We start from the raw sequence: 15214 nt of genomic DNA, 5'->3' as shown, positions 1-15214 counted from the left end.
CGCTTGTCGGAGTCGGCGGCCCTTCGGAACGGTTCCACCTGTACGGCAGGCAAGCATCCCCGGACTGCGTAGTCCGCACGGTTGCCCTGGGGACGTGCTCTTGCCTTGCCTCCTTGCGGTTCTGGAACATGAAGGCGCGGGCTGACTCACTCGTCGGCGAGTTTGCGGAGGAGGTCTGCGAGGTCGTTCTCCGCCAGGTCGGCGAAGTCGGCCAGGCCGATGCTGGCGGCTTGCTGCCGCAGGTCGGTCAGCCGGCGCTCGCCGGGGCGTTCGCCGAAGTGGCGCTCCCGGCTGTGGATGAACGTCTCCGCGAGCTCGACGAGCTGATCCTCTGCGAGCCGATCGCGCAGGGTGGGCAGGATCTCGGTCTCCTCGTGCCGGAAGTGGTGGTCGGCCTCGTCGGCCAGGTCGGTCAGTATGCTGTCGAAGACCGCGTCGTCCGGGTCGACGCCTCCCAGCCTGACGAGCAGGTCTTCGGTGCGGAGGTGTTCGCGCTGACCACGGCCGATTCCCTCCACGTCACCGGCGTCCCGTGCCCGTGGGTAGACCACGTCCTCCTCGGCGCGGTCGTGCGCGACCAGTAGGGCGGACAACACCGGGCGCAGCATCGGCCGGCGGTGCCGGTACCGGTCGAGCTGGTCGAGCAGCCGCGCGATCTCCCGGTGGTCCTGCTTGACGAGATCGATCAGGTCCTTGGTCATGCCCGTTCCTCCCTGCTGCGGTTGTCCGCGCACCTCGCCTGCCACCGCATGGAGTACTCGGCCGGTAGGGCGCTGAACTCCCCGATCCGGCCTCTGACGCGGATTTCACCACCCAACAGTTCTCGTCCCTGACCGCAGTTGGCCAACCTCTGACGGAGCAGACACAGAGCAGAAGTCCTCACCGAGAACGGCCGAGGTGCTCGTGAACCATGCGTATGGCGAGGGCGCCGTCTCCCACAGCGGCGGCCACCCGTTTCACCGACCCGCTGCGGACGTCGCCGGCGGCGAAGACTCCGGCCCTACTGGTCTCGAGCAGCGGCCGCTCGCCCGGCAGCTGGCTGCCCGTCAGGACGTACCCCCGATCGTCGGACAGGATCTGGTCGCCCAGCCAGCGGACGTGCGGGAGGCCGCCGATGAAAACGAACAGGGCCTTTGCCGGCTCGACGTGGCGCTCGCCCGTCTTCAGGTCTTCCACCACGACTTCCTCCAGCGCCCGTTCACCGTGGGCCTCGCGCAGTTCACTGTGCGCCAGCACGATGATCCCCTCGCTCCGCTCGATCCGGTCGGCCAGGTAACGGGACATGTCCTGGCCGAGTTCGTTGCTCCGGACAACGAGCAGCACCTCGGCCGCGTGCTGGGCGAGGAACACCGCGGCCTGTCCGGCGGAGTTGCCGCCACCGACGATCACCACCGGGTCTTTCCGGCACAGGTTCGCCTCCAGCTCGGTCGCCGCGTAGTACACGCTCGTCGAACTGACGGCGTCCAGTCCGGGCAGGTCAAGTTTTCGGTAGCGGACGCCGGAGGCGACCAGCACCGCCCGGCTGCTGATGCGCGCTTCGTTGTCCAGCAGCACTACGTGGTGCCCGTCCCGCTCCTCCAATGCGACGGCGGTGGCGGGCACGGTGAGTTCGGCGCCGAAGCGTCTGGCCTGAATCTCGGCGCGGTCGGCCAGTTCGGCGCCGCTGATGCCCGCCGGGAAGCCGAGGTAGTTCTCGATCCTCGACGATGTGCCCGCCTGGCCGCCGGTGGCCACGGACTCCAGAACCACGGTCGCCAGACCTTCTGACGCGCCGTACACCGCGGCAGCGAGACCGGCTGGACCCGCGCCGACCACGATCAGGTCGCACACCGACTGCACCGGCGTCGCACGGCGGAGCCCGACCGCGGCGGCCAAGCGTTCGTTGTCCGGGTTCCGCAGCACCTCACCCCGCCAGATCACCACTGGGGTTTCATCCCGTTCGATGCCGAGTTCGCGAAGCAGGCGCTCGGCCTCCGCGTCGGTCTCCAGGTCGATCCAGTGATGTGGCAGCCGGTTGCGCGCCGCGAACTCGCGCAACCGGCGGGTGTCGGCGGAGAACCGTGACCCGATGATCGCGAAGCCTGCGCCGAGTGTGAGCTGGAGCGACCGGCGGATCAGGAACGCCCGCAGAATCAAGTCGGCCAACCGCGGATCCCGCGATACCAGGTCCCTCAGCCGGTCGAGCGGCACGGCCAGCACCTCGCCCGCCTCCTGTGCCAACGCAGCGAGGAACAGCGGCTGCCCGGTCAGCGTGCCGATCTCGCCGAGGAAGCGGTGTGGGCCGTGGACGGCGACGACAAGGTCCTGCTGGCCCAGTTGCTGCACAATGGCGACCGTGCCGTCGAGCACGACAATGAACTCGTCCGGCGGATCCCCCGCCTGCTGCAGCACCTCGCCGGCACTGGTCGTGCGGCGCTCACCCAAGGGCGTCAGCTCGGCCAGCTGGTATTCGTCCAGCCGGGGATAGGCGCCGTACAGGTCGGGTGTCTCCTTCATCCGGAGCCTCCGGGGCCGCCGGTCACGAGGCCGTCTCCTTGGCCAGCGCCCCTTCCAGCCACGGCCGCAGGGCCGACGCGGGCGCCGCACCGATCTGCGTCGCGACGACCTGCCCGCGGCGCAGCACCAGCAGGGTCGGAATGGATCTCACCTCGAAGCGCTGGGACAGCTCCGGCGCCTCGTCGGCGTTGACCTTGACCAGTTTGATCTGCCCCGCCATCTCGGTGGCGAGCTGTTCGAGCACGGGACTGACCATCCGGCACGGTCCGCACCAGGGAGCCCAGAGATCGACCAGCACCGGCAGGCTGGCCTGTTCCACGACCTCGGCGAAATCGTTGTCGCCGGCATCGACGATCCAGGGCAGCGGCTTCTGGCAATTGCCGCACCGGGGAATGCCCTCCGCCGCAGCGGGCACCCGGTTGCGGCGCTGACAATTCGGACAGGTCACGACCTTCATGCCGCCACCTCCACCGGGTTCTCGTGCGTGACGGCGATGTCGCCGTCCTGGACGGTCACCCGGATCACCGCTCCGTCCAGCACGGCGCCGCCCAGCAGGGCGCGACCGATCCGGGTCTCCACCTCGCGGGCGATGAACCGCCGCAACGGGCGGGCGCCATAGACCGGGTCGAAGCCCTGCGCGGCGATGTGCCGGGCCGCCTCCGGTTCGACCTCGAGCGTCATCCGGCGATCCGCCAGCCTGGTGCGCAGGTCGTCGAACATCAGGTCGACGATGCGCTCGATCTCGGCCATGGTGAGCGGCTTGAACAGCACGATCTCGTCCACCCGGTTGAGGAACTCGGGCCGGAAGTGCCGCCGCAGCTCGTCCATCACGGCATCCCGCGCGTCCTCCTTGACCTGCCCGTCCGCGGTCACTCCATCCAGCAGGTACGCCGAGCCGATGTTCGACGTCATGATGATCACGGTATTGCGCATGTCCACTGTGCGGCCCTGGGCGTCGGTCAGCCGGCCGTCGTCGAGGATCTGCAGCAACGTGTTGAAGACGTCCGGGTGCGCCTTCTCGATCTCGTCGAACAGCACCACGGAGTACGGCTTGCGCCGGACGGCCTCGGTCAGCTGGCCGCCCTCCTCGTAGCCGACGTACCCGGGTGGCGCCCCCACCAGCCGGCTCACCGTGTGCCGCTCCTGGTACTCACTCATGTCGATCCGGACGATGTTCTCCTCTGTGTCGAACAGCGCCGCCGCGAGCGTCTTGGCCAGCTCGGTCTTCCCCACCCCGGTCGGGCCCAGGAAGATGAACGAGCCGATCGGCCGGCGCGGGTCTTTGATCCCCGAACGGGCCCGGATGATCGCATCCGCCACCAGCTGGACCGCCTCGTCCTGCCCGACCAGCCGCTCGTGCAGCACCTCGTCCAACCGCAGCAGCTTCTCCCGTTCGCCCTCCTGCAGACGGCTGACCGGGATGCCGGTCCACCGCGACACGATCAAGGCGATCTCTTCCTCGGTCACGACCTCGCGTAACAGCCGGTGACCGTGCTGCTTGTTGGCCAGTCGTTCCTCCTCGGCCGCGAGCTGACGTTCGAGCTCCGGTAGTCGGCCGTGCCGCAGTTCGGCTGCCCGGTTCAGGTCGTAGTCGCGCTCGGCCTGCTCTGCCTCCTGCCGGACCTGCTCCATCTCCTGCCGCAGCGTCTGCACCTTGCGCAGCGCCTGCCGTTCCGCCTCCCACTGCGCGTGCATCGCGTCAGCCTCGGCCCGTAGATCGGCCAGTTCCTTGCGCAGTTCGTCCAGCCGCTGCCGGCTGGCGGCATCCTCCTCCTTGGCCAGCGCGGCCTCCTCGATCTCCAGCCGGCGCACCCGCCGGGTCAGCTCGTCCAGCTCGGCCGGCATCGAGTCGATCTCGGTCCGCAGCATCGCGCACGCCTCGTCCACCAGGTCAATGGCCTTGTCCGGCAGGAACCGGTCGGAGATGTAGCGGTGGCTGAGCACTACGGCTGCGACTATCGCCGCGTCCTGGATCTTCACACCGTGGAAGACCTCGAGCCGCTCACGCAATCCGCGCAGGATCGAGATCGCATCCTCGACCGTCGGCTCGTCCACGATCACCGGTTGGAACCGGCGTTCCAGGGCCGCGTCCTTCTCGACGTGCATCCGATACTCGTCCAGCGTGGTGGCGCCGATCATGTGCAGCTCACCGCGGGCCAGCATCGGCTTCAGCATGTTGCCCGCGTCCATCGCCCCTTCGGTCGCACCCGCGCCCACCACTGTGTGCAACTCGTCGACGAACAACAGGATCCGGCCCTCGGCCGCCTTCACCTCGTTGAGCACGGCCTTGAACCGCTCCTCGAACTCGCCGCGGTACTTGGCCCCGGCAACCAGCGAAGCCATGTCCAGCGCAAACACAATCCGGTCCCGCAACCCCTCCGGTACGTCGCCGTTGGCGATCCGTTGCGCGAGTCCTTCGACGATCGCGGTCTTGCCGACGCCCGGGTCGCCGATCAGCACGGGGTTGTTCTTGGTCTTGCGGGACAGGATCTGCACAACTCGGCGGATCTCGTTGTCCCGGCCGATGACCGGATCAAGCCTGCCCTCCGACGCATCCTTGACCAGGTCCCGGCCGTACTTCTCCAACGCCTCGTACGACGCTTCCGGCATCGCCGAGGTGACCCGTTGGTTCCCCCGGACGGCGGTCAGCGCCGAGAGGAACCCGTCGCGGGACAACCCCTGCTCGGCGAGCAGCCGCCCGGAGGTGCTCTGCCGCCCCTCATCCAGCAAAGCGATCACCAGATGCTCGATCGAGACGTACTCGTCCTTGAGTCGCTTGGCCTCCCGGTCCGCGGCGTCAAGAAGCCGGGACAACCTCTGGGTGATCAACACCTGGCCGGGCTCCGCGCCCGGACCGCTGACCTTGGGACGGCGGGACAGCTCCTCTTCCAGTCTGTCCCGCAGCACGTCCGGATCCGCACCGGCCTGAGCCAGCAGCCTCGGGGCCAGACCGTCCGGTTGCTCCAGCAGCGCCAGCAGCAAGTGCTCGCCGTCGATCTGACTGTGCCCGAACCGCAAGGCCTTCGTCTGAGCGTCGTGCAGAGCCTCCTGCGACTTCTGCGTCAGCCGGTTCATATCCATGTCCTGGCTCCTCTTCCGGCGAAACGCCTGCGCTCCGCCTCCAGTACGGCGATCCGGTCCAGCAGGTCCATCACCAGACCCAGCGCCGCGTAGTTCAGGGCGAACCCGGCTCGCAGCCGCTGGAGCCGGGCCACCCGGCCCAGCTGCGACGGGCTGAACCACAACTCACCGGTGCCGCCGGTCGTTGCCTCGAGTAACCCGAGGGCGACGAACCGCCTCAGCAGTTCCGGATGTATGCCGGCCAACCGGGCGAAGTCCTCCAGCGCGAACCGGGTGGGCCTGGTCAACGGATAGCTCATCACCGCCTCCTCGGGTCGAACTTCGACGTACCGGCCAGCTCCTCGAACAGGCGCTTCTCCTCGCGGGTGAGCCTCTCGGGCACCATCAGCCTGACCTCGGCGTACAGGTCGCCCGGCGTCCCGCGGGGGTTCGGCAGACCGCGGCCCTTGAGCCGCAGCCTGCGTCCGGTCGAACTGCCCTTCGGCACCTTCACCGTCGCCTCACCACCAGGGGTCTCGACCGGCACCGACGCCCCCAGCGCGCCCTCCCAGGCGGCGAGCGGCAGGTCGACGGTGAGATCACGGCCCGACACCCGGTACCGCGGATGATCTGCGATTCGGACCACCAGATACAGGTCTCCGGCAGGCGCACCACCGGTGCCCTGGCCGCCCTGCGCGCCGAGCCGGATCCGCTGACCGTTCACCACGCCGGCCGGGATCTTGACGTCGATCGTCCGGTCCGCACCCGTCGGACCGCGCAAGGTCAGCTTCCGGTTGCCGCCCCGGTAGGCCTCCTCGACGGTCAGCTCCAGCTCGACCTCCTGGTCCGAGCCCGGGATCCGGCCCCAGCCGCGCCGGGTTCGCCCGCCGAACATCCCGCCGAGCAGGTCGTCCAGATCGATGCCCTCGGCATCGAACTGGCCGCCTTCGGTCTGCCAGGTGCTTTCCCAGGCCCGCCCGCCCCCGGTGCGGCCGGCACCGGCGCGGGAACGGGCGTACGTGTCGGGGTCGACGTCCGGAGGCACCCGGCGGAAGTCCTCGCCGAATGCGTCGTACCGCTTGCGCTGCTGTGGATCGGACAGTACGTCGTAAGCCTCGGAGATCTGCTTGAACCGTTCCTCCGCGTCAGGGTGCTTGTTGACGTCCGGGTGGTACTGGCGGGCCAGCCGGCGGTAGGCGTTCTGGATCTCGTCGGCGCTCGCGTCCCGGGAGACCCCGAGGATCTCGTAGAAGTCCCCGGCAGGCATCAGCTCTCCTCCGCGGCGACCACCACGGCACCCGGACGAAGCACCTGCGCCCCGTCGCCATACCGGGGCCGGACGACGTGCACGATCGTGCCGGCTGGTACCTCAGGGGTGGGCGTCGTGCCGACCGCCTCGTGCAGCGCCGGGTCGAAGGGTTTCCCGCTGTCGTCGAACCGGGGGTAGCCGAGTCCGGCCAGTACTGCGAGGGCCTGGTCCCGCACGGCCCGGATACCTGCGACGAGCGCGTCGTACTCGGAGTCGGCGTGCTCCAGCGCCAACTCCAGGTTGTCGACGACCGGCAGCCAACTGGCGGCGACCAGGGCACGTTCAGTCTCCCGCTGCTGGCCGGACTCCCGCGCAACCCGCTTCCGGAAATTGTCCAGCTCGGCCGCCGTGCGCCGCCACCTGTCCTCCATCTCGGCGGCCTTCTCGCGGGCTTCCTCCAGAGCCTCCTCGACTGGCGGCGGCGCCGTACCAGTGTTGGCCTCCTGATCGGCCATCCCGATCAGGTCTCCGAGAACTCGGCGTCGATGACGTCGTCATCGCCACCACCCGCCGGCGGTGTACCGGTGGAGTCCTGCGGCGGCGTGCTCGAACTCAGCGCCTGCGCGACCTGCTGCAGCTCACCGGTCAGCGAACGCAGCCGCTCCAGCGGCGTTTCCTGATCCTTCAGCGCCTCGCGCGCGTCGCCGACCAGCATCTCGGCCCGGGCCCGGTCGTGCTCGGCCACCGCATCGCCTCGGTCGGCGAGCAACTTGTCCACCTGATAGGCGGCCGAGTCCAGCATGTTGCGCGCATCGACCAGCTCACGCAGCCGACTGTCCTCGCTGCGGTGTGCCTCGGCGTCGGCGACCATCCGTTCGACCTCGGACTGGTCCAGGTTGGAGGTCTCGCTGATGGTGACCTTCTGCTCCGCGCCAGTGTCTTTGTCCTTGGCGGCCACATGCAGGATGCCGTTCGCATCGATGTCGAAGGTGACCTCGATCTGCGGTACGCCGCGCGGCGCCGGGCGGATGTTCTCCAGCCGGAAGCGGGCCAGCACCCGGTTGTCCGCAGCCAATTCCCGCTCGCCCTGCAGGACCACCACGTCCACCGCGGTCTGGTTGTCCTCGGCGGTAGTGAAGATCTCGGTCCGGCGGGCCGGGATGGTGGTGTTGCGTTCGATCACCTTCGTCATCACGCCGCCCATCGTCTCCAGCCCCAGCGACAGCGGGGTGACGTCGAGCAGCAGCACGTCCTTGACCTCACCCTTGATGATCGCGGCCTGGACGGCGGCACCGATGGCGACAACCTCGTCCGGGTTCACGGTCATATTCGGGTCCTTGCCACCGGTCATCCGGCGGACCAAGGCCTGCACTGCCGGGATCCGGGTCGAGCCGCCGACCAGGATCACCTCGTCGATGTCGTTCGCGGTCATCTTGGCATCGGCCATCGCCTGCTCCACCGGCCCCAGGCACCGATCGATCAGGTCGGCGGTCAACTGCTCGAAGGTGGACCGCATCAGCGTGGTGTTGAGGTGCTGTGGGCCCTGCGCGTTCGCGGTGATGAACGGCAGGCTGATCGTCGTCTGGGTGACCGACGAGAGCTCGACCTTGGCCTTCTCGGCGGCCTCGAAGAGCCGCTGCAACGCCTGTGGATCCTGCCGCAGGTCGACGCCGGTCTCCTTCTTGAACTCGTCGGCCAGGTAGTCGACGACCCGGCGGTCGAAGTCGTCGCCGCCCAGATGCGAGTCACCGGCTGTGGCCCGGACCTCGACTATCCCGTCGCCGACCGTGAGCACGCTGACGTCGAAGGTGCCGCCGCCGAGGTCGAAGACCAGAATCGTCTCGTTCTCCAGCTTGTCCATGCCGTAGGCGAGTGCCGCCGCGGTCGGCTCGTTGATGATCCGCAGCACCTCCAGGCCCGCGATGCGGCCCGCGTCCTTGGTGGCCTGGCGTTGCGCGTCGTTGAAGTACGCCGGCACGGTGATGACGGCCTCGGTCACCTTCTCCCCGAGGAACTTCCCGGCGTCCTCGACGAGTTTGCGCAGCACCAGCGCGGAGATCTCCTCCGGGGCGTGCAGCTTGTCCCGGATCTTGAACCTGACGGCCCCGTCCGGCCCGGCGACCACGTCGTACGAGACGGCGGAGAGCTCGGACGAGACCTCGTCGAACCTGCGGCCGATGAACCGTTTCGCCGAGGTGATGGTGCCCTTGGGGTTGAGTACGGACTGACGGCGGGCCAGTTGGCCGACCAGTCGTTCACCGGAGTCCGTGAACGCCACCACGGAAGGGGTGGTCCGGGCTCCTTCGGCGTTGGGGACGACCGTTGGCTGGCCGCCCTCCATCGCCGCGATCACTGAGTTGGTCGTGCCCAGGTCGATGCCGACGGCCTTGGCCATGGTCTGCCTCCTGTGTGCTCCGGGCCTGCGTGCGACTTGTCGCGGATACGCCCCAACCTGGTCCCCCCTGGATGGAGAGCACATCCCCAGAACGTGTGGTTCCGGGTGCCAGACGGTCGTCCCGGCCGATCACCCCGTGCCACGGCTGGGCATCTGCGCCAGCATCTCGCTGGCCCGGGCTGCGTGCTCGGGCACGCAGTACAGCTCGTACCGGGTCGCCACGGTGAGCCCGAACGTCGAGAAATCGCGCTCACCAAAGGTGAACAGATGCGCGATGAATCCCAAGACCGCTCCGAAGATCGCCCCGTAGAACAAGCCCCAGAGCAGGATCACCACGACGCCGGTGCCGGTTTCTGCGAACAGCGACAGCAACAGACCGATCAGCGCGCCGAACCAGGCACCGGAGCCCGCACCGGCCAGTGCTGCCTTCCATTTCGTCAGCCGGCCGAGAACGCGCTCGACCTGTTTCAGGTCGGAGCCGACGATGGTGATGTTCTCGACCGGGAAGCCGTTGTCCGACAGGTAGTCCACCGCGCGCTGGGCCTCGGCGTAGCTGGTGAAGGAAGCGATGGTCTGACCCCTGATGAGGGCAGATGTCTCCTGGGGCGTGGTCATGATTGTCCCTTCTGACGAGGTCGGCGCCACCAGATTTTCACCGCGCCGCCGGAGACACATCCCTGGTTCAGGTGGTTCTCAGCTCCCCGTGCTCAGGAAGGCGTTCCTGTGAGCAACTCGGCCGCGCCTCCGCACCGAGGACTGCGCGGAACCGGGATGCGCTGCATCGCCCCGCGTCAAAGGCTGACAACAGCGGGACTGGCAGGCCGTCAGTCCCACACCGGCAATGACTGGCTACTGACTCGAGGAGGTAGGCATGTACGCACGTGTCGGCGACCACATCCACGTGAACGGGAGAACAGTCGGTTGCGCGGTGCGCGACGGCACCATCATCGAGGTCCGAGGCAGCAACGGCGCACCCCCGTACCTGGTCCACTGGGCCGGCGTCCAGATCCCGGCCCTTGTCTACCCGGGACCGGACGCCCAGGTCGGGCAATTCCCTGCCGGCGGCACCCGGCCCGGGCAGTTCTAGGAGTGCTGACCGGGCTGCTCGGCGGCGAACATCCACTCCTGCTTCTGCAGCCCGCCAGTGATACCGATGACCAAGTCCTGGCTGACCAGGTCGACCGCGCCCAGCTTCTCGATCCTCATCTGATTGTTCTCGACGACCTTGCTCAGCCGGTCGACGATGAGTGGCGCCACTTTCGTACTGTCGACGGAGCCACTGGGGAAGCTGGCGAAAGGTGTTCTCGCCGCAACGGTCTCCACGCGCGCATCGGCGGCGACACCGACCGTCGTCAGGCGCTCGGCGACGTCGTCGGACCAGAGCCGGACGTCATCGGCGAGCTCGTCGAGCTGCGCGTGGAGTTGCCTGAACCACATGCCACTGACATTCCAATGAGCCTGCTTCGCGGTGAGTGCGAGATCCACCAACTCGATCAGCAGAGGCCCTAGTTCTTGTCCGACAGCCTGCCGCTCCATAGCTCTACTCCTGCCTCGGGGGTCGCCTCATCTTCGCCAGTACATCAATTCCCGGCATCCCGCGACCGCGTAGGCGCGATCACGCGAAGGTCATACATCGATCGTCGGTTCGCGGGTCAGGACGACACGGGTCAGTTCGACTCGGGACCGGACGTCGAGTTTGTGAAAGGCGTGCCGCAGGTGGGACTCCACCGTGTGCGGAGACAGATCGAGCTCGTCGGCGATGGCGCGGTTGGTGAGTCCGGTCGCAGCAAGTCGTGCGACCCGGAGCTCGGCCGCCGTCATACTCGCCCAGCCGAAGGCGGGCCGCCTGACTGTTGATCGTTCTCCTCCCGACCTGGCGACGTCCGCGAGTCGCTCTCGGACGCGCCGGGCGAGTGCGACCGCGCCGGCGCGTTCGTACTCGGCAAGTGCCGGCTCGAGATGCTCCACGGCCTCTGCACGCCGACTCTGCTGAAGCAGGCCGCGTGCGGCATCCTCGTCGGCACGGGCACGCGCCAGAGGCCGGGGACTCGCTTCGAATGCGCGCGCTGCCGCCACCAAGCGGTCGACATCGCCGTCGAGCAGGCCGCCGGCCTGCATGCCCGCGGCGTCAAGGGAGATCACGCCATGGTTGACGCGACTGAGGGAATCCGTCGCCTCGGCGGCGATACCCGCCCGCTCCGCATCGTCTGCTCGTTTGGCCAGCCCCACCAGGCGCGGTCCGACCATGGGATCGAACGCTAGCACCTGCAGGCCATCCGGCAGTTGCTCGTAAAGTGAAGCAAGGTGTTCGAGCACGAGCGAGGGGTCCTCGCCGACTGTCTCGTCGACCACCGCCGTCGCCCATGCCAACCGTTGGGCCCCTACGCTCCTCGGCTCGCCCACCGCGCTGATACCGCGCCGCAGCTGGCGGCGGGCCGGCCCAAACTCCCCCCGGTATGCGTTCGCCTCCGCGACTACGGCGCACAGCTCCGGCACGTACGTCCATGACTCCAGCTCCTCGGCTCGGATCAGGCCTGCGTTGCCTTCGGCGACGGCGTCGTCCAGCTCGCCTCGGTGTAGCAGCAGCATCGCGCGGCAGGTGCACCCGAACACGTCCATGCCGGGCTCGCCCACCCGCCGGCTCGCGTCATCGAAGGCGGCCTCCGCCTCGTCGAAGCGATCGAGAGCCATCAGCGTGCGCCCCCGTGTCCAGCAGGTTTCAAGGCGCCGCGCCTCCGCCCCATCGGAGGCCATCACTTCGATGGCTTCATCGACCAGTTCGAGCGATCGCGTGAGGCGACCGCGCACCTGCTCGGCCGCCCCCATCGTGAGGAGAGCCCGGCCACCGCGAACCGGCATCCTCCCCGTGGTGATCCCCTTTTCGCCTGCGCGCAATGCCGCGCCGGGGTCACCGGCCACCAGATGCGCGTTCGACTCTGCGGCGAACAGCATGGCCCTCGTCGAGTCGTCGACACCCTGGAGGCCGAGCGCCGTCCTGGCGTGGTGCAACGCAGAGGCCGAGTAGCCGGCGAGTCCAAGCGAGTCGGCCAGTCGGAGGCGAAGCCTCGCCTCGACTTCGGCTGGTAGGTCGGTCTGCAAGGTGACCTCCGCGACCGCAAGGGCCTCCGCGCTCCGCCCCGCCCGAAGGAGCAGCCCTATCGCCTCCATGACACGCCGTGGCCGACCGGCGTCGGCGTACGGCATCAGGTCGACGGCCCGCAGCCGCAGGTCCCCCGCCGTGCCAGGAGCAGCGGCCGCGACCTCGTCGGAGGCACGGACCAGCAGCGCGACGGCATGGGCGTCCCCAGGCTCGGCACCACTGAGCGCATGGGCCGCCGCCTCGGGGATCGATCGGCCAGCGGCGAGCAATACGTCAGCAGCGTCGCGGTGCAGGTCCCTCCGCGCACCAAGCGGGAGCGCATCATAGATCGCCTCGCGGATCAGATCGTGCTGGAAGCCGAACTGTGCGCCTGCCTCCACCAGCAAACCTGCCTCGAGCGCCTCCTGGACCGACGGCAATAACTCGGCAACCTCGCGGTGCAGAACCTTTGCGACAGTTGGCACGTCGAAGGTCCGGCCGAAGATCGACGCAACGTCCAGCAGTTGCCGGGTCAGCGGCGCCACCTGGGTGAGCCATCCGCGGAGCCGCTGATCCAGAGAGCCGGGCAGAAGTCGGGTGGATGCCGTGTCGATGATCAGCTCGTCATGTTCGGCGAGCGTCGAGAGCAGATCCACCACCATGGACGGGTTGCCGGCGCACTTCTTGAGCAGTCCCAGCAGCGCCTCGTCCGGTGCGGCGCCCAGCAGATCACCGGCCAATCCGGCGACAGCCGCTGGCGGCAGTGGCGCCAGCGCGAGCGGGATCGCCCTGGCTGCGACCAGGTCGGAGATCAACGTGTCCAACGTCGGCGTGGACGGCCAGGGACGCCGGCTCAGCAGCCACATGACGGGGCTGGTTGCCAGCCGTTCGGTAAGGGATCTGACTGCAACCGCTGTGAGGGAGTCCGCCCACTGAATGTCGTCAAGCGTGATCAGGACAGGCTGGCGAACGGTCGTCCTCCTAAGCGCCCCCTCGAGCTGGTCGATCAGCCAGGAGGCGTCATAGTCCAGCACGTGCAGGCGATCGAACTTCGCGTCTCCGAGAATCGGCGGATTGCAGCCACGCAATGCCGCCAGCAACGGTGCCAATGGCGACGCCCGATGCAGCTCGTCAGCGACGCCGGGTGCTACGGCGATCCCGAGACGCCGGGCCCAGGTCACCGCCTCCAGCACCAGCCGGCTCTTACCGAGGCCCGCCGTGCCTTCCACAACGATGACGCAGCCATGACCCGCGGCCAGCGCCATGACGGATTCGCTGAGACGGCGGACCTCGGTCTCCCGGCCGTGTAAGGATCTGTGGGGCATGCTGCACCTCTCCGTACTGAAGGGCATCGAACGGCGCCGGCCAGCCCCGTTACATAAGCGCACGGGCGGTGAGGTCGTCGGCAGATCGCAGCTCCCGTTCGCGGTGGAGGGACGCGCGCGTCAGGTCGACGCGGCTACGGATGCCGAGCTTGCGATACACCTTTCGCAGGTGGAAAGAGACGGTGTGCGGCGAGAGGAAGATTCGCGCCGCCACCTCGCGGTTGGTCAGCCCTTGAGTCACCAGCTCGGCCACCGTCCGCTCGGTGCCGGTCAAACCGTCCCACCCCTCGGCGGCACGCTGCGGCCGGTCGGCACATTCATCAACCCATCGCAAGGGGTGGTGCACCTTCACACGGCTCCGTGCGGCTGCGCCTTCTCTGCGCCGGTCGATCATCGGGGCCGCAGCCAAGGCTGTGGAAAGCCGACGCGTCCCAGCCACCTGACCACGCAGCGCGAGACGCACAGCCGCCGGAACGCGATCAGCCACCGACTGCCGGACCAGCTCGTGGTGGAAGGCCAAGACGTCTTTCTCGACAGTGATGAGCAGGTCGGCCGCGACGATCTCCTGAAGAGCCGGCTGAACTTGCTCGTTCGGCCACCCGAGCAGGCCGGCCACGTCGTCCACCGCGAAGGACCGATCCAAGGACGCGGCGATGTCGCAGAGATGGCGCGCCGTGGGGCTGAGCCGCATGACCCAGTCGTGGACGACTTCCCGCACCTGCCCTGGTGGCTGCCCGGACAGCAGCCGTGCCCGGCCGCCGGCGATGGCGACGCCGCCCTCGTCACGCAGTCCGTCCAGGAGTGCTCTGACAAGTAGGGGATTCCCTGCCGCGCCGTGCGCCATGGCCAGCAGGTCGCTGTCCGGTCGCGCTCTCAACACGTCGGCGATGACGTCAGCGACGGCATCGTCCGCCAGGGGTCCGAGTGCGATCCGAGGCGCTCCCAGGTGCTCCCACTCACCGAACAACCAGTCGATCGGGGGGTCCCGCGGGCCCGTCCGACGCACCAGCACCCATCCGATCGGGTACTCCGCCAGCCACGTCGGTAACGCTCGCAACGCCGCGATGGTCGTTGCGTCGGCCCACTGAACGTCATCCAACGTGATGAAGACCGGGCCTCGCGCGGCCAGCTTCCCAGTGTGTACCGCCAATTTTTCGAGGCACGCGAGCATCTGCCCCTGGGTGGCCGGCGCACGGGCCTGTGTACCGCCTGGTGGCGCCAGGTCCAGTCCGGAAAACAGCGGCGCCAGCGGCAGTGGCCGCGGCAGCTCGTCAGCATGAGCCCTCGCGAGGCTGAAACCATGGTGCCTTGCCCGGTCCTCGGCCGCGGCGAGAAGTCGGGTCTTCCCGATACCCGGCGCACCGTCCACCAGCAAGATCGCGCCGTGCCCGGTCGCCACGGAGTCGAGAAGGTCGACGACCGACTTGAGCTCTCCCAACCGACCGCGAAGCCGACCAGCCGAAGGCCTTTGTGTGAACATGGGAGCCTGCCCTCTCACTCATCGTGCGGGGCGCGGTACATACGGAGACTCTCTCGGGTGGCAGGTGTCCCGCCAGGGTTGTTGAGGAACTGCCGAAGGCAACTACACCTGCCTACTACCCTGACCAGCC

13 protein-coding genes are annotated in these 15214 nt (G+C 68.4%); 1 reads left to right on the top strand and 12 read right to left on the bottom strand.

All coding sequences use genetic code 11. From position 1 onward, the window contains the following. Positions 1–146: 146 nt before the first annotated feature. The 9 genes from ACFPJ1_RS09595 to ACFPJ1_RS09555 all read right to left on the bottom strand — a co-directional run bounded on the left by ACFPJ1_RS09595 (position 147) and on the right by ACFPJ1_RS09555 (position 9845). Positions 147–701, bottom strand: a complete 555-nt coding sequence (locus ACFPJ1_RS09595) for a hemerythrin domain-containing protein (RefSeq protein ID WP_380103101.1) — start codon at positions 699–701, stop codon at positions 147–149. Between the two features lie 178 nt (positions 702–879). Continuing rightward, positions 880–2496 carry an FAD-dependent oxidoreductase gene (locus ACFPJ1_RS09590; RefSeq protein WP_380103100.1) on the bottom strand — a complete coding sequence of 539 codons (1617 nt, stop codon included), beginning with the start codon at positions 2494–2496 and terminating at the stop codon, positions 880–882. Positions 2497–2518: 22 nt separating this feature from the next. Continuing rightward, positions 2519–2953: a thioredoxin TrxC gene (gene trxC / locus ACFPJ1_RS09585; RefSeq protein WP_380103099.1), complete on the bottom strand. Its 435-nt coding sequence runs from the start codon at positions 2951–2953 to the stop codon at positions 2519–2521. After that, a complete protein-coding gene (gene clpB, locus ACFPJ1_RS09580) occupies positions 2950–5577 on the bottom strand; it encodes an ATP-dependent chaperone ClpB (RefSeq protein ID WP_380103098.1) in 2628 nt (875 codons plus the stop codon). The genes trxC and clpB overlap by 4 nt, the downstream gene beginning before the upstream one ends. Continuing rightward, the gene (locus ACFPJ1_RS09575; RefSeq protein ID WP_380103097.1) at positions 5568–5876 is read right to left on the bottom strand and encodes a chaperone modulator CbpM; all 309 of its coding nucleotides are present in this window, start codon (positions 5874–5876) and stop codon (positions 5568–5570) included. Before ACFPJ1_RS09575 ends, clpB begins: the two co-directional genes overlap by 10 nt. Continuing rightward, entirely contained in the window at positions 5876–6823 is a 948-nt protein-coding gene (locus ACFPJ1_RS09570; RefSeq protein ID WP_380103096.1) for a DnaJ C-terminal domain-containing protein, read from the bottom strand. The genes ACFPJ1_RS09575 and ACFPJ1_RS09570 overlap by 1 nt, the downstream gene beginning before the upstream one ends. Then, positions 6823–7320 (bottom strand): nucleotide exchange factor GrpE, encoded by a 498-nt coding sequence (locus ACFPJ1_RS09565; protein WP_380103094.1) that lies wholly within the window; start codon positions 7318–7320, stop codon positions 6823–6825. Before ACFPJ1_RS09565 ends, ACFPJ1_RS09570 begins: the two co-directional genes overlap by 1 nt. 5 nt (positions 7321–7325) lie before the next feature. Next, entirely contained in the window at positions 7326–9200 is a 1875-nt protein-coding gene (gene dnaK, locus ACFPJ1_RS09560) for a molecular chaperone DnaK (RefSeq protein ID WP_380103093.1), read from the bottom strand. Between the two features lie 129 nt (positions 9201–9329). Further along, the gene (locus ACFPJ1_RS09555) at positions 9330–9845 is read right to left on the bottom strand and encodes a YflT domain-containing protein (protein ID WP_380103092.1); all 516 of its coding nucleotides are present in this window, start codon (positions 9843–9845) and stop codon (positions 9330–9332) included. Positions 9846–10071: 226 nt separating this feature from the next. On the opposite strand from ACFPJ1_RS09555, the gene ACFPJ1_RS09550 reads away from it, so the two are divergent. Then, complete coding sequence (locus ACFPJ1_RS09550; RefSeq protein ID WP_380103091.1) at positions 10072–10287, top strand: DUF1918 domain-containing protein; 216 nt, start codon at positions 10072–10074, stop codon at positions 10285–10287. On the opposite strand, the gene ACFPJ1_RS09545 is transcribed toward ACFPJ1_RS09550, so the two are convergent. From ACFPJ1_RS09545 to ACFPJ1_RS09535, 3 genes are all read right to left on the bottom strand, one after another. Next, positions 10284–10736 carry a Dps family protein gene (locus tag ACFPJ1_RS09545; protein ID WP_380103090.1) on the bottom strand — a complete coding sequence of 151 codons (453 nt, stop codon included), beginning with the start codon at positions 10734–10736 and terminating at the stop codon, positions 10284–10286. The two genes, ACFPJ1_RS09550 and ACFPJ1_RS09545, sit on opposite strands and share 4 nt — an antisense overlap. 90 nt (positions 10737–10826) lie before the next feature. Next, complete coding sequence (locus tag ACFPJ1_RS09540; RefSeq protein WP_380103089.1) at positions 10827–13604, bottom strand: ATP-binding protein; 2778 nt, start codon at positions 13602–13604, stop codon at positions 10827–10829. 49 nt (positions 13605–13653) lie between these two features. Then, entirely contained in the window at positions 13654–15084 is a 1431-nt protein-coding gene (locus ACFPJ1_RS09535; RefSeq protein ID WP_380103088.1) for a helix-turn-helix transcriptional regulator, read from the bottom strand. Between the last annotated feature and the right edge of the window lie 130 nt (positions 15085–15214).

This window comes from Kribbella qitaiheensis (assembly GCF_042657745.1).
Lineage (GTDB): Bacteria > Actinomycetota > Actinomycetes > Propionibacteriales > Kribbellaceae > Kribbella > Kribbella qitaiheensis.
Note: the sequence above shows the minus strand (reverse complement) of the source record. Positions and strands in the feature narration are given on the sequence as shown.